The sequence below is a fragment of the Micromonospora sp. NPDC049201 genome (assembly GCF_055586805.1).
On record NZ_JBVJHM010000010.1, the window covers coordinates 84151 to 102613 of the forward strand.

Sequence of the window (18463 nt, forward strand, 5' to 3'; positions counted from 1 at the left end):
ACTGCCGATGTCCACGCCCGAGCGGAGGTTCCGGGTGAGCAGCACCGGACCCGACGACGCCCGGTGGCCGGACGTCCTCGACACCACCGGCGGGGACGCGGGCAGGGCGATCACGGAGCGTGACTGGACGGGAACCCCGCTCGGCCCGATCGCGGGGTGGCCGCAGAGCCTGCGTACCGCGCTGGCGCTCTGCCTGCACCTTCCCGCCCCGGCCGTGCTCTGGTGGGGCGGCACCCCGCTGCCCAACGACGCGTACCGCCGGTTGCTCGGTCCGGGCGCCGCGCCCGGCGGGCCGGTCGACGAGGTGTGGCCGGGCGACGCGGGCGCGTTCGCTCTCCTGCTCGCCGGCGTGCGCGCCGGCGAGGGCGCGGCCGAGAGCCGGGACGTGCCGGTGCGGCACGCGCACCACGGCGGGGCGGACCGCTGGTTCACCTTCGCCCACACGCCGGTGACGGGCGAGTCGGGCCGGCCGGCGGGTGCCCTCACCGTCGGCACCGAGTGCGCCGCCCCGCGCTCCACCGACCCCGCCGACCCCGCCGACCCGGACGCCGCCCGCGCCGAACTCGACGCCGCCCGCGCCGAACTGGCGGCCGCCCGCGCCGAGCTGCGGCTGTTCCGCGTCCGGTCGGAGCAGGCGCTGCGGCGGGCCGAGGCGCTCGCCCGGCTGGCCGGCGCGCTCAGCTCGGCCCGGGGCCGGGACGCCATCGTCGAGGTGGTGACCACGGTGGCCCCGGCCGTGGTGGACGCCACCACGCTGCGGGTGGCGATCGCCCTGCCCGGCCGAACCATGCTCGACGTGGCCGGCGCCGGCGCGTCGCCCGAGCGGCTGCCGGTCGACGCCGACGTCCCGCTGGCCCGGGCGGTACGCGAGAACGCGGCGCTGCCGCTGGGCGACAACCGGGCCACCGGGGTCTGCCTGCCGTTGCGGGACGGCGACGGCGGCGCGCTCGGCGTGCTGGAGGTGCGCTGGGCCGCCCCGGTCGCCGACGACGAGGCGCTGCACAGTCTCCTCGACGCGGTGGCCGCGCTGTGCAGTCAGGCGCTGCAACGGGCCGAGCTGACCGGGTCGGCGCAGGCGATGGCCGGGTTCGCGGCCCGGTTGAGCATCACCCGGTCCACCACCGAGGCGATCGCGGTGATCCTGGACGCCGCCACCACCGCGTTCGGCGCGGAGCTGCCCGGCCTGGCCATGCGGGACGAGGGCCGCCGGGTCCGGCTCTGGTACCACGACGACGTGCCGGGCGAGCTGGCCGCCACGTTCCGCGACCTGACCGTCGACGACCCGCGCCCGATCGTCCGCGCGCTGCGCCACGGGGAACGCATCGTGCTGCGTGACCGCGCCGACTTCGCCTCCCGGTTCCCCGGCCTGCCCGACGCGGTCGGCCGGCACGGCATGGTGACCACCGTGGCGCTGCCGCTGTTCGACGCGGACCGCCGCCCGATCGCCGCGCTGGGCTTCGGCTGGCGGCGGGAGCGCCCGCTGCGGGACAGCGACCTGGCGCTGCTGGACACCATCGCCGACCTGTGTGAGCAGACGCTGGAGCGGGTCCGGTTGGCCGCCGCCGAGCACAGCCTGGTGACCCGGCTGGCCGGCCGGCTGCGCAGTTCCTCGCTGACCACGCCGAAGGGCCTGGAGGTGGCCACCCGCTACCGGCCGGCGATGAGCGGCCTGCACCTCGGCGGCGACTGGTACGACCTGGTCCGGCAGGACGGCGACCGGCTCGCCGTGGTGGTCGGTGACGTGGTCGGGCACCAGGTCGAGGCCGCCGCCGACATGGCCCAGCTACGTACCGTGCTGAACACGCTGATCCGGATGGGCGTGCCGCTGGAGGAGGTGTTCCTCCGGCTCACCGAGCTGCTCGGCGTCGGGTTCCTGGGCACCTGCCTGGTCGTGGTGGTCGATCCGGTGGCCCGCGTGGCGCACGTGGCCCGGGCCGGGCACCCGCACCCGGTGGTGCTGCCGGCCGGGCGGCCGCCGCGCACCGTGCAGACCGCCAACGCGATGCCGCTGGGCATGGTCGACCGGCCGATGACGATCACCACTGTCGCGTTCCGTCCCGGGGACGTGCTGGTCGCGTACACCGACGGGCTGGTGGAGCGGCGCGGCCGGCCGTACGACGAGGGCGTCGCGGCGCTGCACCGGTCGCTGACCGCGGTGCGGGACGAGCCGGTGGAGGCGATCGCGGACGCGCTCCTGCACGACCTGGCCGGCTCGGAGGACGACCAGGCGCTGGTGGTGCTGCGACACCTCGGTTGAGCAGGCTTCGGCGGCCCGGTTCGGGGAATGATCCTCGGGTCGGCGGACCACCCACCTCAGGAGGACCATGATGGCCACCAGCAACCAGCCCGCCAAGGCGTCGGGCAGCTACCGGATCGGCGGTGACCTGCGGGTCGACCGCCTCGGCTACGGGGCGATGCAGCTCACCGGCCCGGGCGTCTGGGGCGACCCGAAGGACCCGGCGGAGGCGGTGCGGGTGCTGCGCCGCGCGTACGAGCTGGGGGTGACGTTCGTCGACACCGCCGACTCGTACGGGCCGTTCGTGAGCGAGCTGCTGATCCGGGAGGCGTTGCACCCGTACGCCGACGACCTGGTGATCGCCACCAAGGCCGGACTGACCCGTTCCGGCCCGGGCGACTGGCGGCCGGTGGGGCGCCCGGAGTACCTGCGCCAGCAGTGCGAGCTGAGCCTGCGCCACCTGGGCCTGGAGTCGATCCCGCTCTACCAGCTGCACCGGATCGACGCGCAGGTGCCGCTGGAGGACCAGCTCGGTGAGCTGGCGCTGCTCAAGCAGGAGGGCAAGATCCGGCACATCGGGCTCTCCGAGGTGACGGTGGACCAGATCGAGGCGGCGCGGGCGATCACCCCGATCGTGTCCGTGCAGAACCTCTACAACCTGGCCGACCGCAGCGCCGAGGACGTGCTGACCCACTGCGAGCGCAACGACCTGGCGTTCATCCCCTGGTTCCCGATCGCCACCGGCAACCTGGCCCGGCCGGGCGGTCCGTTGGACGCGATCTCGACCGGGCACGGCGCCAGCCCCGCGCAGCTCGCCCTGGCGTGGCTGTTGCGCCGGTCGCCGGTGATGCTGCCGATCCCGGGTACGTCGTCGGTGGCGCACCTGGAGGAGAACATCGCGGCGGCCGAGGTGGAGCTGACCGACGACGAGTACGAGGCGCTGGCGAAGGCGGCCTGAAACCCGACACTTGCCATCCGTGATCGAGAAACTACTGTCAGAAGGATTCTCGCGAGTAGGGGTCCTCAGTGGTGGAATTCGATTACGTCGTGGTCGGCGCCGGCGCGGCCGGGTGTGTGCTGGCCGACCGGCTGACCGAGGACCCGGGCACCCGGGTGCTGCTGGTCGAGGCGGGCGGCTGGGACCGTAGCCCGTTCGTGCGGGTGCCGAAGGCGTTCTCCCGGCTGATGGACGACCCGCGTACCGCCTGGCACTATCCGGCGGCCACCGGGCCGGGCCGGCGGGAGACGTGGCAGCGCGGCCGGATGATCGGCGGCTCGACGTCGGTCAACGGCATGATCTGGAGCCGCGGCGCGGCCCGGGACTGGGACACGCTGGCACCGCTGGGCTGGGGCTGGTCGACGATGCGGCAGGTGTTCCAGCGGCTGGAGGACCATCCGCTGGGGCCGGCGCCGCACCGGGGCGTCGGCGGGCCGGTGCGGCTCTCCGTCGCCACCGGCACCGACCCGCTCGCCGAGGAGATGGTGGCGACCGGCGTCGAGCTGGGCTGGCGTCGGGTGGACGACCTCGACGCCGACGACGACGAACGGATCGGCTACCCGACCGCGACCATCCACGGCGGCCGTCGGGTCAGCGCCGCCGACGCGTTCCTGCACCCGGCGCGGCGCCGCCCCAACCTGACCGTCGTGGTCGACGCCGTGGTGCTGCGCGTGCTTGTCGAGGGCGGCCGGGCGGTCGGCGTACGGGTGGCGCACCGGGGCCGGGAGGTCGAGCACCGGGCGGCCGGTGAGGTGGTCCTCGCCGCCGGCGCGCTGGCCACCCCGGCGTTGTTGCAGGTCTCCGGCATCGGGCCGGCCGACACGCTGCGCGCCGCCGGCGTGCCGGTGCTGCTCGACCGCTCCCGGGTGGGCGCCGGCCTGCGGGAGCACCGGTCGATCGCGTTGCAGTACCGGCTCGCCGAGCCGGGCGGCTACAACGCCCGGCTCGCGAGCCCGCTCGGGCAGGCCGGCGCGACGCTGCGCTGGCTGCTCACCCGGGGCGGGCCGCTGGCGCTGCCGGTGCTCGACGTCGCGGCGCACGTGAAGTCCCGGCCCGATCTGGACCGTCCGGACGGCCACCTGCTGATGGCGCCGTTCTCGGCCGCCCCGCCCCGCCCCGGCCGGGCGCTGGAGCTGGAACGGGAGCCGGGCGTGATGTGCCTGGGCACGGTGACCCGGCCGGACAGCGAGGGCAGCCTCACCGTCACCGACGCCGATCCGCGCGTCCCGCCGGCGATCGTGGCGAACTACCTGACCACCGAACCGGACCGACGGACGGCGGTGGACCTGTTCCGCCGGATGCGGGAGTTCTTCGCCGGCGGGCCGATCGCCAAGCGGCTCCAGGTCGAGACCGTGCCCGGCCTGACGACGCGGACCGACGAGGAGATCGTCGAGGCGGCGGTGGCGCACGGGTACTGCGGCTATCACGCGGTCGGCACCTGCGCCATGGGCGGGGACGACGATCACGTGGTCGACCCCGAGCTGCGGGTCCGCGGCGTCGACGGGCTGCGGGTGGTGGACGCGTCGGTGCTGCCGGCGATGGTGGCGGGCTGGACCAGCGCGCCGGTGACGGCGTTGGCCTGGCGGGCCGCCGACCTGATCCGGGAGTGAGCGCGGTCGGGCCGGGCCCACCCGGGGGCGGGCCCGGGTCGGCTCAGACCGCGAAACAGTTGGGCCGGATCGCGACGCCGGCCAGCGCCTGCCGCACCGCCGTGTAGGTGGTGCCGTCGAGCACCAGACCGAGGTGGCCGACCACCCGCAGCGGGCACCACGCCTGCACCAGCACGTTCGTCGCGCCGTCGGCGAGCACCGCGTTGTCGACCGGACGCACCAGCTCGTCCTGCCAGGTGCGCAGCGTGGTCCAGCGGACCGGTCCCGGGGTGTCGTCGCCGGAGTTCAGGTCGGCGAGGAAGCTCGACCCGATGGTCATCTGCTGGCAGGCCACGATGCCGGCGCAACTGCCCAGCCCGACGACGGCGAGGATGTTGGCGACGTACGTGCCGTACTGCGGGCTGCCGAGGCTGACGTACTGGTCGACCGCGGCGGCGCCGCCGAGGAACTTGACGTACCAGCGGCTCACCAGCCCACCCTCGGAGTGGGTGACCAGGTCCACCCGGCTCGCGCCGGTGGCGGCGCGGACCTGGTCCACGTAGGACGACAGGGCCCGGGCGGACTCGCGGATGTCGCCGAAGCCGAGGTTCGGTAGCTGGTAGATGGAGACCCGGTAGCCGTCGGCGCGCAGCCGGGCGGCGATCGGCTCGTACGCGATGGAGACGCCGATCAGGCCGCCGACCACGATCACCGGGTCGGCCGCCGCGGCGGCGGCCCGCTCGGCGGCGGTGACGGTGCTGGCGGGAGCGGCGGCGGCTTCGGTGGCCGGGCTCGGCGCGGCGGGTGGCGCGGCGGCGTGGGCGGCGGTGGCCGGGACGAGCAGCGCGGTGGCGGTGACGGTGGCGGCCAGGATCGTTCGGAGCAGCATGGGCTGCACCTCCGATGGGAGGGGCACCCGGCGGGAACCGGGCGGGGCGGGTGGGGTCCGATCGATCGTGGGAACGATGATGCGTGTCTGATTTCACACACGTCAATGGAAAGTTACGCGCCGGTAACCAGTTGTTCCACCTGGCGCACGAACCGGCATTCGGGACGGCCCAGGCGCCCCCCACCAGCCGGGGCCGCGATGGCATGCTGGGCGCCGTGTCCACCCCACCACCGCCGCCACCGGAGAAGCCGCTGAGGGTGATGCCCTGGTGGTCGGCGCTGCTCGGGCTGCTGCTGGCCGTGCTGCTCGGCTGGCTGGTGCTGGACTGGCTGCTCGCCGAGGCCGACCGGGCCGGCCAACCCGACACCCGGGCCACGCTGCGCGTCGACGCCATCCGCACCGGCCTCACCGTGGTCGCCGGCACCGGTGGCGGGGTGGCGCTGCTGTTCGCCGCCCGTCGACAGTGGATCAGCGAACGCGGCCAGCGGCACCAGGAGGCGGTCGCCGCCCGTGACCAGACGCACCGCGACCGGGTGCAGGCGCACGCCGAAGTGGTCGCCGAGACCGCCGCCCAGCACCAGGACCGGCAGGCCGCCGCCGCCGAGCACGACGCCGCCGAACGGCGGCTCACCGAGCTGTACGTCCGGGCCATCGAGTTGATCGGCAGCGACCACCCGGCGGTCCGCCTCGGCGGCCTGCACGCCCTGGAACGGCTCGGTCAGGACAACCCGGCGCAGCGCCCGACAACCGTGGCGGTGCTCTGCGCGTACCTGCGGATGCCGGCGCCCGACGACAGGCGCGAGACCGAGGTGCGGCGGACCGCGCAACGGATGCTCACCCGGCACCTGCGCGCGGACCAGGACGGCTGGTGGCCGGGCATCGCGCTGGACCTGACCGGCGCCCGGCTGGACAACTTCGACGCCGCCGGCTGCACGCTCGTGGACCTCGACCTCACCGGCGCGGTCTGCACCGGCACCACCAGCTTCGCCGGCGCGGTCACGCACGGCCGGCTGCGGCTGACCGCCGAGTTCGCCGACGTCGTCCTCGACGACCTCACCGGCGACGCCGAGATCGTCCTCGACGACGCCCGCCTCACCGGTCGGGTGAGCTTCGACCGGGCCGACCTCGGCGGCGAGCTGTCCTGCCGGGGCGCGAGCCTCGGACCGGTCTCGTTCCGGGACGCCACGGTGCGGCAGCCGATCAGCTTCGACCGGGCCAGGTTCACCGACAGCGCAAGCTTCCGGGAAACGGTCTTCCTCGGCGGGGTGTCCATGGAGCACACCACGTTCGTCGGGTACGCCGGCTTCCACCGGGCGCGCTTCGCCGACATGGCGTTGTTCCGCTGGACCGAGTTCGGCGCGGAGGCGTGGTTCGAGGGCGCCCGTTTCGAGGGCGCGGCCAACTTCGGCCGGGCCGTGTTCCACGGGCGGGCTCGCTTCGAGGGCGCGACACTGGCCCGCCGGGCACTGGTCGACCAGGCCCGCGCCTCGACATCGGTCAGCCACGTCTGGCCGCCCGGCACCGCCGTCACCCGCCGCGACGACGACTGGCTGCTGCTGACCGACCCGTGACGCCCGTCCCGACCGGTCAGTTCCCCAGCGCCTGGACCTTCGCGATGGTCTCCTGCACGTGCTGGCGGGCCGGCTCGCCACCCTGCGCGGCCTGGGCGAGCGCCTGCCGGTAGGCGTCGATCACCCCGATCAGCGGCCCCGCCGTCGCGCCTTCGAGCGCGCCGGCCACCAGCGCCCGCGCCTCGGCCGCGTCCTGCGCGGCAGCGGCCGTACGGGCCTTCGCCTCGTCCAGCTTCCGCGCCGCCGCCGCCAGCCTGGCAATGACCTCCGCCGCACTCACAAGCCCTCCCCTCCCCACCTCACCCCACCCGTCCCAACCCCACGAACCCTACCGCCCCACCCTCGCCCCACCCCCGCCGCGATCTTGCACTTGCCGCCCCGACAAAAGCCATGAAAGCCGCATCACCCAGGCCGAAACTGCAAGATCGCGGAGAAGGGTCAGCGGAGGAGGCGGAAGAGGATCAGATAGAGGCAGAACAGGGACGGGGAGACCAGGGCGCAGATCACGAAGCCCATCGGCACGTACCGGCCGGCCGGGGTCTCGGGGTCGGGCAGCGCGGGGCGGCCCCAGCGGGCCAGCACGACCTGACCGGCCACGAACGACAGCAACGGCACGCCGGCGCAGGACAGCGCCGCCACCAGGTCCATCCCGGACACCGGCAACGGCGAACCGAGCAGCGCGACCAGCATGAACACCGAGCCGACAAGCGCGCACCCGGCGTACACCGCGACCGCCCGGGCCGGCGCGGACCAGGCGGGCAGCAGCACCGGCCGCCGCGCCGACGCCTCCGCCTCCTGCCCGTGCCGGTCCGCCTCGTCGGCCAGCCGCCCGGCCGCCGCCAGCTCCGCCGCCGGATCGCCGGGCGGCACACTCCCCGGCCCGGCGGGGGCACCGGCCGCGTCGTCCGGAACCGACCCCATCGGTACGCCGACCGCCTGCCCGAGCCGGTCCAGGCGCTCCCCCTGCGCGGCCAGCCGTCGCCCGACCTCGTCCACCCCGGACTGGAGGCCACGCCGGCGCTCCGCCTCGGCGGCGATGGCCCGCTCCCCGCCCCGCTGCCGGGTGGACAGCTCCCGGATCAGGGCCGCGTACTCGTCGAATCCACTCATGGGTTGTCGCTCTCGGGGGCGAACGGCACGATCAGGGCGGTCCGGTGCTCGTGCCGGTCGACCAGCAGGGCGCGGCCGTCGCGCGGCTGGTAGGCGAGGTCGTGCACGCCGAGGTGCAGACCGAGGTCGGCGGCCGGCACGTTCAACGCGACCAGCCCGGTCACGTCGTCGCGGTGCCCGCTGCCGCCGAGGTCGTCGGCGAGCCGGCGCAGCCCCCGCCACCAGCCGAGCACGTGCACGCCGCGCGCCGGACCGTGCCGCAGCACCGCGCGCAGGTCGTCGTGCCCGGAGCGGAACGTGCCCGGGTCGGTGGCGGCCAGCGTGCCGGCGGCGGCGTCCATCCCGAACACCGTCAGGTAGGTGCGGCCCGGTCCGGAGGCGTCGCCGGCCAGCTCGGCGAGGAGGGCGCGCAGCGCGTCGGTGTCCAGCCGGCGGACCGGGTGACCGGCGGCGGCCAGCGTCATCGCCAGGTCGTCGGCGAGGTCGGTGGTGCCCGGCGCCAACGGCGCGAACAGGAACCGGGCGGTGCCCGGCGCGTGCTGCCGGGCCAGCGCCAGGACGGCCGAGCGGAGCACCTCCGCGCCGGCCGCGGCGGTGCCCACCACGGCCAGGTGCCGGCCCGGGCTCGCGTCGAGCGCGAAGCCGGCCGGGCTGCCGGCGACGTCCACCACGCGGCCGAGGAGCGCGTACGGCGGGTCGGCGCCGGGTGTCAGCGCCGCCCACGCCGGATCGTCGGTGAGCCGGGGCGTCTCGTGGCCGCGGAACACCACCGGCGGCGGGGCGCCCTCCGGGCGGGCCGCGTGCAGCTCGTGGCGCAGCGCCGCGAGGTCGGCCGCGGCGGAGTGCGCGTCCGGGAAGTCCACCTCGGTGTCCGCACCGGGCGCGCCGGCGGCGGTGTTCACCACGGCGGCGCCGACCGTGAGCCCTCGCGCGGCGTCGTTGCGCGGGTCCAGCACGGCGTCCCCACCGGGCAACGCGATGCGCAGCGGGAACTGGCCGAAGATGGCCTCGGCCCGGCCGTACAGGGCCTCGATGCCGGTGGTGCTCTGGCTGGCCAGCACCAGGTGCAGGCCGTACGAGCGGCCCTTGCGGGCCAACTCCTCGATCAGGTCGACGGCCTGCCGGGCCAGCGCGTCGTTGCCGGCGAACAGCACGTGGAACTCGTCCACGACGGTGACGATCCGGGGCGGGCGGGCGTTCGGCGGCAGGTCGGCGAGGCGACTGACGCCGTGCCGCTTCAGCAGCTCGGCGCGCCGGGTCAGCTCGGCGCGCAGCTCCCGGAGCACGGCCACGCCGTACTCCCGGTCGGACTCGATGCCGACCGCGCGGGCGTGCGGCAGCCAGGACGGGTCGCGCGGCGTCGGCACGAACTCGGTGAAGCTGACGCCCTCCTTGAAGTCGAGCAGCATCAGCCGCAGCTCGGCCGGGGAGTAGCGGGCGGCCAGCCCGTAGAGCACGTCGAGCAGCAGCACCGTCTTGCCGGCGCCGGTACGCCCACCGACCAGCCAGTGCGGCGTGGCGTCGTCGAACGCGACGGTCAGCGGCTTCTTCCCGGCGCGGCCGAGCACCGTGCGCAGACCGGCGCCGGCCGACTCGGTCCACCGCCGCGCCGGGAGCAGGTCGGCGAACGTGACGACCGAGCTGTCGTCGGCGGCCTCGGCGAGCCGGCGGGCCAACGCGGTCACTACCGCGTGCGACGGGTCGTTGTCGAGCACCACCGGCGCGGCCAGCCCGCTGCCGTCGACGCTGAACGGGCGGCCCGGCGGGTCACCGACGAGCGTGTAGCGCTCGGTGACCCGGAGCTGGGTGGTCGCCCCCAGCGGCGGCACGGACACGCCCGGACCGGCCGACGCGTAGCCGGCCAGCAGCACGCAGACCGCCGCGGCCGGGCCGGCGTGGGTGAGCGCGGCCAGCCGGGCCAGCTCCCGGGCCGGCAGCGTCGACGCGGCGACCACGACGAGCAGCTCCCGGTCCTCCGGGTCGGCCCGTTGGGCGGTACGCGCGTGTCGTTCCGCGGCGTCCAGCAGCGCGGCCGTCTCCGCCTCGGTGGTCGCCGCCGCGCCGAGCACCCCGGCGTCGTGCAGCGGGCGCAGCGGCAGGAACGCCGCCCCGAACGCGGCCTGGTCGATGCCGGCCACCCGGACCGCGCCGGCCGGGGCGGCGGTGAGCAGCCGGACCACCACGGCGCGCAGCAGCTCGCCGACGCGCGGGTCGCGGGCGTCCACGTCGACCGCCAGGTGGGCGCCCGCCCCCACCGGCACCAGCACCGGGAACACGCCGTCGACGGTGGTCGCCTCGCCGAGGCGTACCGGCACGGGGTGGGTCGCGACGCGGGCGGTGCCGGGCACCGCGGCGGCCAGCTCCCCACCCAGGCGGGCCAGTCGGGCGACCAGCTCGGGGCTGCCGACCGGGGCCGGCCCGGCCGCCCCCAGCAGCCGCCCGGCGGCGGCCCAGTGGCGCCGCGCCGCCCGGTGCCGCTCGACCGCCTGCCGGTACGCCGCCGCGAACCTGTTCACCGTCCGCCCTCCGACGCCGTCTGCGATCGAGGGAACCCTAACGGACGCCCGCCATCGGAGCACGGGGCGCTCGGCACCCGGGATTCGTCCACTGTTCACCCCACCGCCGACGGTCCCGCCGCCCGCCGTTCCCGCGACCCGACTTGCCTGCCAGTGCAACCTCGAATGCACAGGAAGGCGACGACGTGACCTCCAACTCACCCCTCTCCCGGCGGTCGCTGCTGGGCGGCGCGGCCGGCGGCCTCGGCATCGTGGTGGCCGGCAACCTGGACGCCATCGCCGGGCCGGCGGCGGCCCGCGCCGCGTGCCGGCCCGCGGTCGGTTACGGCGACCTGGTCCCGGACCCGGCCGGCCTGCTGGCGCTGCCGCCCGGCTTCTCGTACACCGTCGTCGCCCAGGCCGGCGCGACGCTGCTGGAATCGGGGCAGCCGACCCCGAGCGACGCCGACGGCACCGGCTGCTTCCGCGGCCCGCGCGGCTCGGTGCTGGTCAACAACCACGAGATCGGCGGCAGCGAGCCCTACCCGGTGCCGGCGCTGCCCGGCCTCACCTACGACCCGGGCGCACGCGGCGGCACCACCACCATCGAGGTGGACAAGCACGGCCGGCGGCTGCGCGAATACGTGAGCGTGGCCGGCACGCACAACAACTGCGCCGGCGGCATCACGCCGTGGGGCACGTGGCTGACCTGCGAGGAAACCGAGCAGCGGGCCGGCGGTCAGTTCCTCAAGGACCACGGGTACGTCTTCGAGGTCGACCCGCACGACCGGTCCGCCAACACCGACCCGGTGGCGCTGACGTTCCTCGGCCGCTACTCCCACGAGGCGGTGGCGGTCGACCCCTACACCCACTCGATCTACCTGACCGAGGACGCCAGCGGCCCGAACGGGCTCTACTTCCGGTGGACGCCGCCGGCCGGCTTCCGAGCCGGCAAGGGCGCGCTGCGGGCGCTCGCCCAGCGGCCGGACGGCGCCACCGCCGGCACGCTGGAGGCGATGCGTTGCCGGCGCGGCGACGGGCACGTGGCCGACCTGTCCGAGGCCACCACACCGGGCACCCGCTACCAGGTCGACTGGGTGGAGGTGCCGGACCGGGACGCCCGCACCGTGTCCGTGCGCAAGCAGTTCACCGACGACGAGGTGACCCGCAGCCGCAAGCTGGAGGGCGCCTGGTGGGGCGACGGCGGCGCGTACTTCGTGGCCAGCTACGCCCGCCACGACGACGGCAGCGTCAACGAGCACGACGGCCAGGTCTGGTTCTACGACCCGCGCCGGCAGACCGTCACGCTGAAGACCATCTTCGGCGTGAACCCTGACCCGGCGGCCGACCATGGCAACTACGACGGGCCGGACAACATCACCGTCTCCCCGTACGGCGGGGTGATCCTGGCCGAGGACGGCGAGGGCGTGTCGCACCTGGTCGGCGTCACCGAGCAGGGCAAGGCGTACGCGCTGGCCCGCAACGAGCTGAACGACAGCGAGTTCACCGGGCCGACGTTCAGCGCGGACGGGAAGATCCTGTTCGCCAACATCCAGACCCCGGGGTACGTGTTCGCGATCACCGGCCCGTGGGGCCGGCCAAGCAACGCCCACCGCTGACCGTGTGCTGTCGGCCGGCGGTTTCCGCATAGGGAGCCGCCGGCTGGCACGCCAGGTCAGCCCGGAAAGGCGACGACGGGTAGGTCTCCCCCGTCCCCGTATGCCTTGCCCTCGCTGGTCAGCACGCTGGCGTCATGGTCGAGAACAGCCATCACCGCCGCCGCGAGATCGACCCTGCCGGTGATGCGGCGCCAGTATGCCAACTCCTGCCAGTCCTCGCCCCATGTCGGCAGCACCGCGCAGGCGGGGCGCTCCAGCAGCCGATGCAGAATCGCGCGGTCACCTGGATCGTCGATCGCCGCCAGGGCCTCCGCCACGACGACCGCCGGAACACCGAAGCGCACGCCATCGTGCGCGACCTCGTGCAGCGGTTCGGCCACGTGCATCGAACCGGACACGTAGCCGACCAGCGCTGACCGGTCCAGCACCAGCCGCACCGGCGGTTCGGCAGCGGTCATGCCGCCGGCGCCTGACGACCGGTCTCGTCGAGCATCTCCCGCGCCGCCCGGCGTGACCGATCACGCAACGCTTGGCGGCGACCGGGCGACCACTCCTGCTCCACCTGGGCGCGCTGCGCACGCGCACGAGCACGGCCCTGGGCGGAAACAGTCATCCCTCGTCGGGCAAGCTCGGCATCGAGATCCTCGGCACGCATCCGCGCCCGCACTGCGTCGACGACGTAGGCGCTCGCATTCGGCTCACGTTCCAGACGCTCGGCGACGTCTGCGGGCAGCGAGAACGACTTCTTACTCACCGGTCCGGTCACACCGTGGATGTTATCGGATCGCACCGCCGATGACTCCGCGCCACGCAGACGTAACAGCGCGGAAGGAATTCAGGCCAGCCGGATCGTGTCACGTCTTGACCGACCGGGCGACAGATGACCGGCGATTCCCAGGCGGGGAGCCGCCGGCCGGCACCTGCGATAGACGGGCCACTTCCGGCCGTACTCACCAGGGGACTCGGCCGGACGCTGCTGGTGATTCCGGCGTCCAGCCGCGCCTGGCAGTGGCCACAGCACGTCGCGGTACCCGTCGTCGACGCGCCGCACATCACCACGGTGCTCGCCTGGCCCGCCCGCAGCCGCTCCCGCCCGATCGCCTCACTCGTCCGCACCGCGGCCAGCCTCCGCGACACCCCCGCCGCGCCGATCTTGCACTCACCGCCCCGACAAAGCGGCACATGAGCCGCGTTCCGCCAGCCGAAAGCGCAAGGTCGGCGCGCGCTGGAACGTGTCCAGGTCGGTGAGACGCTCGCCCGTCCGGCGTTCACGTCCACTCCGCGGGGGACATCGCCGAGAGGCGGTATGACACTCGGGCATAAATATGACGCAGAGGCATACCGTCGAGATGCTTTCTATCTGCCACGTGCCTTACGCAGAGTCACCTGGGGCACTCGACCGGCGAGGCGTCAGGCCGATTCGCCTCGCTCGGAGACGAAGACCCCGAGGCCGTGAACGCCTTCGACGAGCCCCTGCGTCTGGAGCACCAGCACGGCCTGACGCACCACGCCCGCCGACACGCCGTGCTCAGCGCGGAGCTGCGAGGTCGAGGGGAGCTTGGCTCCCGGAGCGAGTTGGCAGGGGTGAAGCGGTCGCCAAGCGGGAGCTGTTCGTGCAGCCCGCGGGGCTGCGCTGGCTGGACGCCAAACCCAGCGTGGCCCAACCCCCGCCCGGGTGCGGGTGCCGGCATGAGCACCGGGACCCGACCGCATGCACCCGTGCGTCCGCTCTGGATCTGTAAGCGCTGCGCTCACCCGTGGCCGTGCGCGGAGGCTCGACTCACCCTGCTGGCCGAGTACGCGGGCGACCGCACCGCCCTCTCCGTCCATCTGTACGGGCAGCTCTACGACGCGGCTGTGGAGCTGCACCGCCTCAACCCGGATGAGGCCCCGAGCCCGCAGGCGCTGTTCGCCCGGTTCGTCGGCTGGGCACCCTGCGCTCACCGCCGTTCCCGCGCTGATCCGGACCGACGACGCAAGGCCGAACTCAACGCCCGAGCCAGCGCGTGTCGACCGCGATCGACCGAAGCGCGTCGGCGTCCACCACCTCCGGATCCGCCAGCACGTTCACCGCGACTCCGGGTCCGGTGAGCCAGAACGCCTCGCCCGCACCGATCAGGCCGGGCCCGTCGGGGTGGGTGAAGTCGGCAAGCTCCCAGGTGGCGGCGTCGCGCTCCTGGTATTCGGCGAGAAACTCGCGGACCGCGTCCAGATCGACGAGACCCTCGCCCCGGAGCACGTGCACCCGCAGGTCGACGCGGTAGCCGTCCTCGACCTGGCGCTCCCAGACGCGCGTGGCGAGGCTGACGTCCTCCCACTCGGTGGCGAAGTCCGACACCGCCTCGCCGATACCGTCCGGCAGCTCTCCGATGTGGAACCCGTCCAGCACCCCACCGTTCATCCGTCGCCTCCGCAGATTCGTACCAAGATCCATTCGCTACCGGGCCGTGGTGCCGCAGCCGGGGTCGGGGCCGGCGTCGGCGACGCCGCAGTGGAAGACCTCGACCGGGGCGGCCCCGACGTCGGGCACCTTCGCCACGGTGAGCAACGCCAGCCGCTTGGCGAGCGGCTCACCGGCGTCCGGCGCGTACCGGATCAGGCCGCTGACCCCCGGGTAGCCGCCGGCGGCGTTCTGTCGCAGCACCTCGGCGTGCACGCCGACCGGGTTGACCGCACGCGGCTCCCAGCGGCGGCCGGTGTCGGCGTGCCGCAGCCGGGCGGCGAGACTCTCCAGCGCGCGCACCATCATCATCGCGGCGTCGTAGGCGAGGCTGACCCGCTCGCCGACCGGCGGGCCGGTCCCGGCGCGGCAGCGTGGCGGGTCGAGCAGGTCGTCCGCGCCGATCCAGGTGAGGAAGCTGCCCCGGGCGTCGTCGCGGGCGGCCTGCGCGGCCCGCAGCGTGGTGCACGTGGCCAACGACGCCTTCGACACGTACGTGACCGGCAGGTTGCCCGGCGCGCTGGCGCGCAGCCCCGGGTTGGCCATGTAGCGGTTCACCGAGTCGTCGGCGACCAGGTGCCGGGGCGGGGTCCGCGCCGCACTCCTTGAGCGCCCGCAGGAAGCCGTCGAACTCCGACCAGCGACCGGCGAAGAAGAGCATCCCGGGGTAGCCGCACTCCTGGGTCAGTCGCCGGCCGCTGCGCCACTCGTCGAGCCGGGTCAGCCGGGTGCCGAACCGTTCCCGCAGGCCGTCGACGAGCGTGGCGACGTAGAGGTCGTCGGTGAGCGAGCTGCCCTCACCGGTGGTCCAGTAGACGTGCGCCTCCCCCACCCGCAGCACCTGCCGGGCGTACGCCTCGACCATCCGGGCCTGCTCCCGGTTGGGCGCGGACATGGCCAGGTAGAGGCTGGAGTTCTCGTCCATCCGGTCGGCGGACAGCGTGGGCGCGAGCACCGGCAGGCCGACCCGGTTGAGTTCCCGCAGCGCCGCCGCGGTGCTGGCGCGGCTGTCCACCAACCCGACCACGCCGAGCACGGTCGGGTCGTCGCGGGCCAGCCCCTCCAGCATGCGTACCGCGTCGTCGGCGTGCCGCATCTGCCGGCCGGCGTTGGCCACCACGATGTGCAGCAGCGCCGCGTCGTCGGCCGCTGCCGACTCCTTCAGCAGCGCGTACTGGGCGGTGGCCATGCCCTCCAACTCCTCCCGCTCGGAGACGTAGGACTCCTCGTCCGCACGCGTCCGGTTGCCGGTGAGGCTGCCCAGGTAGACGAGCGTCAGGTAGGGGCGGCGGTGGTCGCTGCGCCGCCACACCTCCTCGGTGGCCCGGTTCTGCGCGAAGATGCGCCGCTGCACCGCGCGCAGCCGGTCCTGGCCGGGCTCACTGTTGAAGACCTGCCCGGCGGTGTCGCTGTAGCCGACGCACTCGCCGCCCACCAGGCGCACGCTCACCCGGTCGGTGGGCCAGGGCCGGCAGTCCGACGCCCACCGCCCGTGCGCCCAGACGCCCACGCCGGCGAGCAGCACCAGGGCCACCGCCGCCGGCAGGAACCGCCGCGCCCACCACGGCGGATCCGGCGCCACCAGCGCCGGCGGGGCAACCCCAGGGGGTACGCCGGCAGCGTCCTCCTCCGCCGTCAGCACCAGCAGCCAGGCGCCGGTACGCCGCAGCCGGCGACGTTCCGGCAGCACCTCGGCCCAGTCCTCGTACGCCTCCTCGGCCTGCGCCACCGGCCGGAACGCGGCCGGTTCCGGCGGCGGATCGGTGGCGACGGCGACCACCAGCAGCGGGTCGTTGCGGCCGGTCTCGTTGCGGACCTCGCCGAAGATCCGGACCAGTGTGTGCCCGACGTTGTCCGGGCGGACACCGTCGAGCAGCACCACCGGGTAGGCGGTGCGCCGCCAGTCCCCCGGTCGCCAGAACCGCCGCCGGTAGGCCAGCCGCAGGTCCTCCAGGAACGCGTGCAGCAGCAGCTTCTCCACCTGGGCGGGGTGTTCGCCGTCGCGCCAGCCGGCGGTGAGCCGCTCGGCGAAGCCGAGGAACGTCACCGACTGCCGGGGCGCGAGATACTGCTGGCGCATGAACCAGCGGTACTGCCGGCCGACCAGGGGCACCCGCCCGGAGACCGCGATCCGGAACACCACGCTGGGCACCGCCCGGCGCAGCAGCCAGAGCAACACCTGGAGCGCGGTGCCGAGCCCGGAGCCGCCGCCCACCTGCGGGTCCTCGCCGACGCCGACGCGTCGCCCCCGCCAGTCGCGCAGCCGACGCACCAGCGAGGCCCGGCCGCTGTCCGCGGCGTCCACGTCGACCGTGAGCGTCTGCTGCATCAGCCAGTCGGCGAGCGGATAGTGCCGGAACCGCAGCCGGGGCGCGCCGAACGCCTCCAGCGAGAGCTGCCGGTGCAGCTCGCGCAGCGCGGTCGCGACGTCGTCGGTGGGCGGCCGGTCGGTCAGGTCCAGCACCGCGTGCGGCACCCGGCGCCCGGCGCCCCGGCCGGCGAAGCGGCGCAGCAGGCCGGCCACCGCGCCGTCGTCGGCCGGCCGGAGCAGCCAGAGCAGCGGGAGCCGGCGGTCTCCGCGACGCGGCCGGCGCAGCAGCCGGGCGAGCAGGGTGAGCAACTCCAGACCGCCGGCCGGGAGTTGCTCGCGGGCAGGCCGTGGCCGGGTCACCGGTTCGCGCATGGTCACCTCCAGGTGACGGCGAGTGTCTCACCATTGTCGACTCGCCACGCAACCGCCCAGGGATGTAAGGCGGGGCCCCCTGTTAACGCCTGAGGCATAGGAGGGGGTCCCGGTTAACACCCGCAGCTAGCGCGGCGGCGGGCGCAGGCCGTCCAGGGCGATGGCCAGCACGCGATCGCGCTGTGCCGGGTCCGGGAACTGGTACGCGGCGAGGCCGCTGATCAGGCGCACCACGTCGTCGAAGTCGGCGTCGGGGCGGGCCGCCCCGGCGGCCTGGGCGCGGCGCAGCAGCGGCTCACCGGCCGCGTAGATCTCGGTGCGGCAGCTCCGGAACACGTCGGAGTCGTGCACCAGTTCCTCGGCCAGCGCCCGCTTCGCGCCGACGTAGGCGACGAACCGGTGCAGCCAGCCGACCAGGGCGTCCCACGGGTCCAGGTCGGCCAGGTCGGCGGCGGACGCGCTGAGCGCGCGCACCTCCTCGACGTAGACCGCCTCGAACAGGTCACGCCGCTGCGGGAAGTTGCGGTAGAGCGTGCCGATGCCGACACCGGCGCGGCGGGCGATCTGCTCCAGCGACGCGCCGGCGCCGTACTCGCCGAACACGTCGCGGGCGGCGGCGATCAGTGCGTCGTAGTTGCGCCGGGCGTCGGCCCGCTTGGGGCGGCGCGCGAAGACCTCGGTCGACTGGTCGGCGCTGGACATGACGCCTGTCACTCCTTCCGTCTTGCAAACGGAGGCACCCCTCCACTACCTTGGTGGAGGCACCCCTCCGGATAGCGTACTCCGGAGGGGCCCGGCCCGACGCGCCGCCATCGCCGCCCACCGCGCGAGCGG

Annotated in this window: 15 protein-coding genes and 1 pseudogene; 5 read left to right on the plus strand and 11 right to left on the minus strand. The window is 74.8% G+C overall.

Going from position 1 to position 18463, the window contains the following annotated elements; all coding sequences use genetic code 11:
• Positions 1 to 34: 34 nt before the first annotated feature.
• The 3 genes from ACZ6O5_RS22105 to ACZ6O5_RS22115 all read left to right on the plus strand — a co-directional run bounded on the left by ACZ6O5_RS22105 (position 35) and on the right by ACZ6O5_RS22115 (position 4843).
• Positions 35 to 2257, plus strand: a complete 2223-nt coding sequence (locus ACZ6O5_RS22105; protein ID WP_465979714.1) for a SpoIIE family protein phosphatase — start codon at positions 35 to 37, stop codon at positions 2255 to 2257.
• Between the two features lie 70 nt (positions 2258 to 2327).
• Positions 2328 to 3194 (plus strand): aldo/keto reductase, encoded by an 867-nt coding sequence (locus ACZ6O5_RS22110; RefSeq protein ID WP_465979716.1) that lies wholly within the window; start codon positions 2328 to 2330, stop codon positions 3192 to 3194.
• A gap of 68 nt (positions 3195 to 3262) precedes the next feature.
• Positions 3263 to 4843: a GMC family oxidoreductase gene (locus tag ACZ6O5_RS22115; protein WP_465979717.1), complete on the plus strand. Its 1581-nt coding sequence runs from the start codon at positions 3263 to 3265 to the stop codon at positions 4841 to 4843.
• A gap of 43 nt (positions 4844 to 4886) precedes the next feature.
• Here the strand turns inward: ACZ6O5_RS22115 and ACZ6O5_RS22120 are convergent, their stop codons facing one another.
• Positions 4887 to 5711: a lipase family alpha/beta hydrolase gene (locus ACZ6O5_RS22120; protein WP_465979719.1), complete on the minus strand. Its 825-nt coding sequence runs from the start codon at positions 5709 to 5711 to the stop codon at positions 4887 to 4889.
• A gap of 215 nt (positions 5712 to 5926) precedes the next feature.
• Between ACZ6O5_RS22120 and ACZ6O5_RS22125 the strand changes: the two genes are divergently transcribed.
• Positions 5927 to 7282, plus strand: a complete 1356-nt coding sequence (locus ACZ6O5_RS22125; RefSeq protein ID WP_465979721.1) for a pentapeptide repeat-containing protein — start codon at positions 5927 to 5929, stop codon at positions 7280 to 7282.
• Between the two features lie 16 nt (positions 7283 to 7298).
• Here the strand turns inward: ACZ6O5_RS22125 and ACZ6O5_RS22130 are convergent, their stop codons facing one another.
• The 3 genes from ACZ6O5_RS22130 to ACZ6O5_RS22140 all read right to left on the minus strand — a co-directional run bounded on the left by ACZ6O5_RS22130 (position 7299) and on the right by ACZ6O5_RS22140 (position 10908).
• Positions 7299 to 7562 (minus strand): DUF6244 family protein, encoded by a 264-nt coding sequence (locus ACZ6O5_RS22130; RefSeq protein WP_107157547.1) that lies wholly within the window; start codon positions 7560 to 7562, stop codon positions 7299 to 7301.
• Between the two features lie 158 nt (positions 7563 to 7720).
• Positions 7721 to 8392, minus strand: coding sequence for a hypothetical protein (locus ACZ6O5_RS22135; RefSeq protein WP_465979723.1), 672 nt, complete (start codon positions 8390 to 8392; stop codon positions 7721 to 7723).
• Positions 8389 to 10908: an FtsK/SpoIIIE domain-containing protein gene (locus tag ACZ6O5_RS22140; protein ID WP_465979725.1), complete on the minus strand. Its 2520-nt coding sequence runs from the start codon at positions 10906 to 10908 to the stop codon at positions 8389 to 8391. Before ACZ6O5_RS22140 ends, ACZ6O5_RS22135 begins: the two co-directional genes overlap by 4 nt.
• A 185-nt stretch (positions 10909 to 11093) precedes the next feature.
• Here ACZ6O5_RS22140 and ACZ6O5_RS22145 point away from each other — a divergent pair, with 185 nt between their 5' ends.
• Complete coding sequence (locus ACZ6O5_RS22145; protein WP_465979727.1) at positions 11094 to 12506, plus strand: alkaline phosphatase PhoX; 1413 nt, start codon at positions 11094 to 11096, stop codon at positions 12504 to 12506.
• A gap of 56 nt (positions 12507 to 12562) precedes the next feature.
• Here the strand turns inward: ACZ6O5_RS22145 and ACZ6O5_RS22150 are convergent, their stop codons facing one another.
• The 7 genes and pseudogenes from ACZ6O5_RS22150 to ACZ6O5_RS22180 all read right to left on the minus strand — a co-directional run bounded on the left by ACZ6O5_RS22150 (position 12563) and on the right by ACZ6O5_RS22180 (position 18331).
• Entirely contained in the window at positions 12563 to 12964 is a 402-nt protein-coding gene (locus tag ACZ6O5_RS22150) for a hypothetical protein (protein WP_465979729.1), read from the minus strand.
• Positions 12961 to 13272 (minus strand): hypothetical protein, encoded by a 312-nt coding sequence (locus ACZ6O5_RS22155; RefSeq protein WP_465979731.1) that lies wholly within the window; start codon positions 13270 to 13272, stop codon positions 12961 to 12963. The genes ACZ6O5_RS22150 and ACZ6O5_RS22155 overlap by 4 nt, the downstream gene beginning before the upstream one ends.
• Before the next feature lie 644 nt (positions 13273 to 13916).
• Positions 13917 to 14084 (minus strand): annotated as a pseudogene (locus tag ACZ6O5_RS22160) (GntR family transcriptional regulator); the annotation flags it as partial.
• A 409-nt stretch (positions 14085 to 14493) separates the two neighbouring features.
• Complete coding sequence (locus ACZ6O5_RS22165) at positions 14494 to 14907, minus strand: hypothetical protein (RefSeq protein ID WP_465979733.1); 414 nt, start codon at positions 14905 to 14907, stop codon at positions 14494 to 14496.
• A 36-nt stretch (positions 14908 to 14943) separates the two neighbouring features.
• Complete coding sequence (locus ACZ6O5_RS22170; protein WP_465979735.1) at positions 14944 to 15150, minus strand: hypothetical protein; 207 nt, start codon at positions 15148 to 15150, stop codon at positions 14944 to 14946.
• A complete protein-coding gene (locus ACZ6O5_RS22175) occupies positions 15077 to 17629 on the minus strand; it encodes a type 1 periplasmic-binding domain-containing protein (RefSeq protein WP_465979737.1) in 2553 nt (850 codons plus the stop codon). Before ACZ6O5_RS22175 ends, ACZ6O5_RS22170 begins: the two co-directional genes overlap by 74 nt.
• A gap of 126 nt (positions 17630 to 17755) precedes the next feature.
• A complete protein-coding gene (locus tag ACZ6O5_RS22180; RefSeq protein ID WP_465979739.1) occupies positions 17756 to 18331 on the minus strand; it encodes a TetR/AcrR family transcriptional regulator in 576 nt (191 codons plus the stop codon).
• Positions 18332 to 18463: the final 132 nt, after the last annotated feature.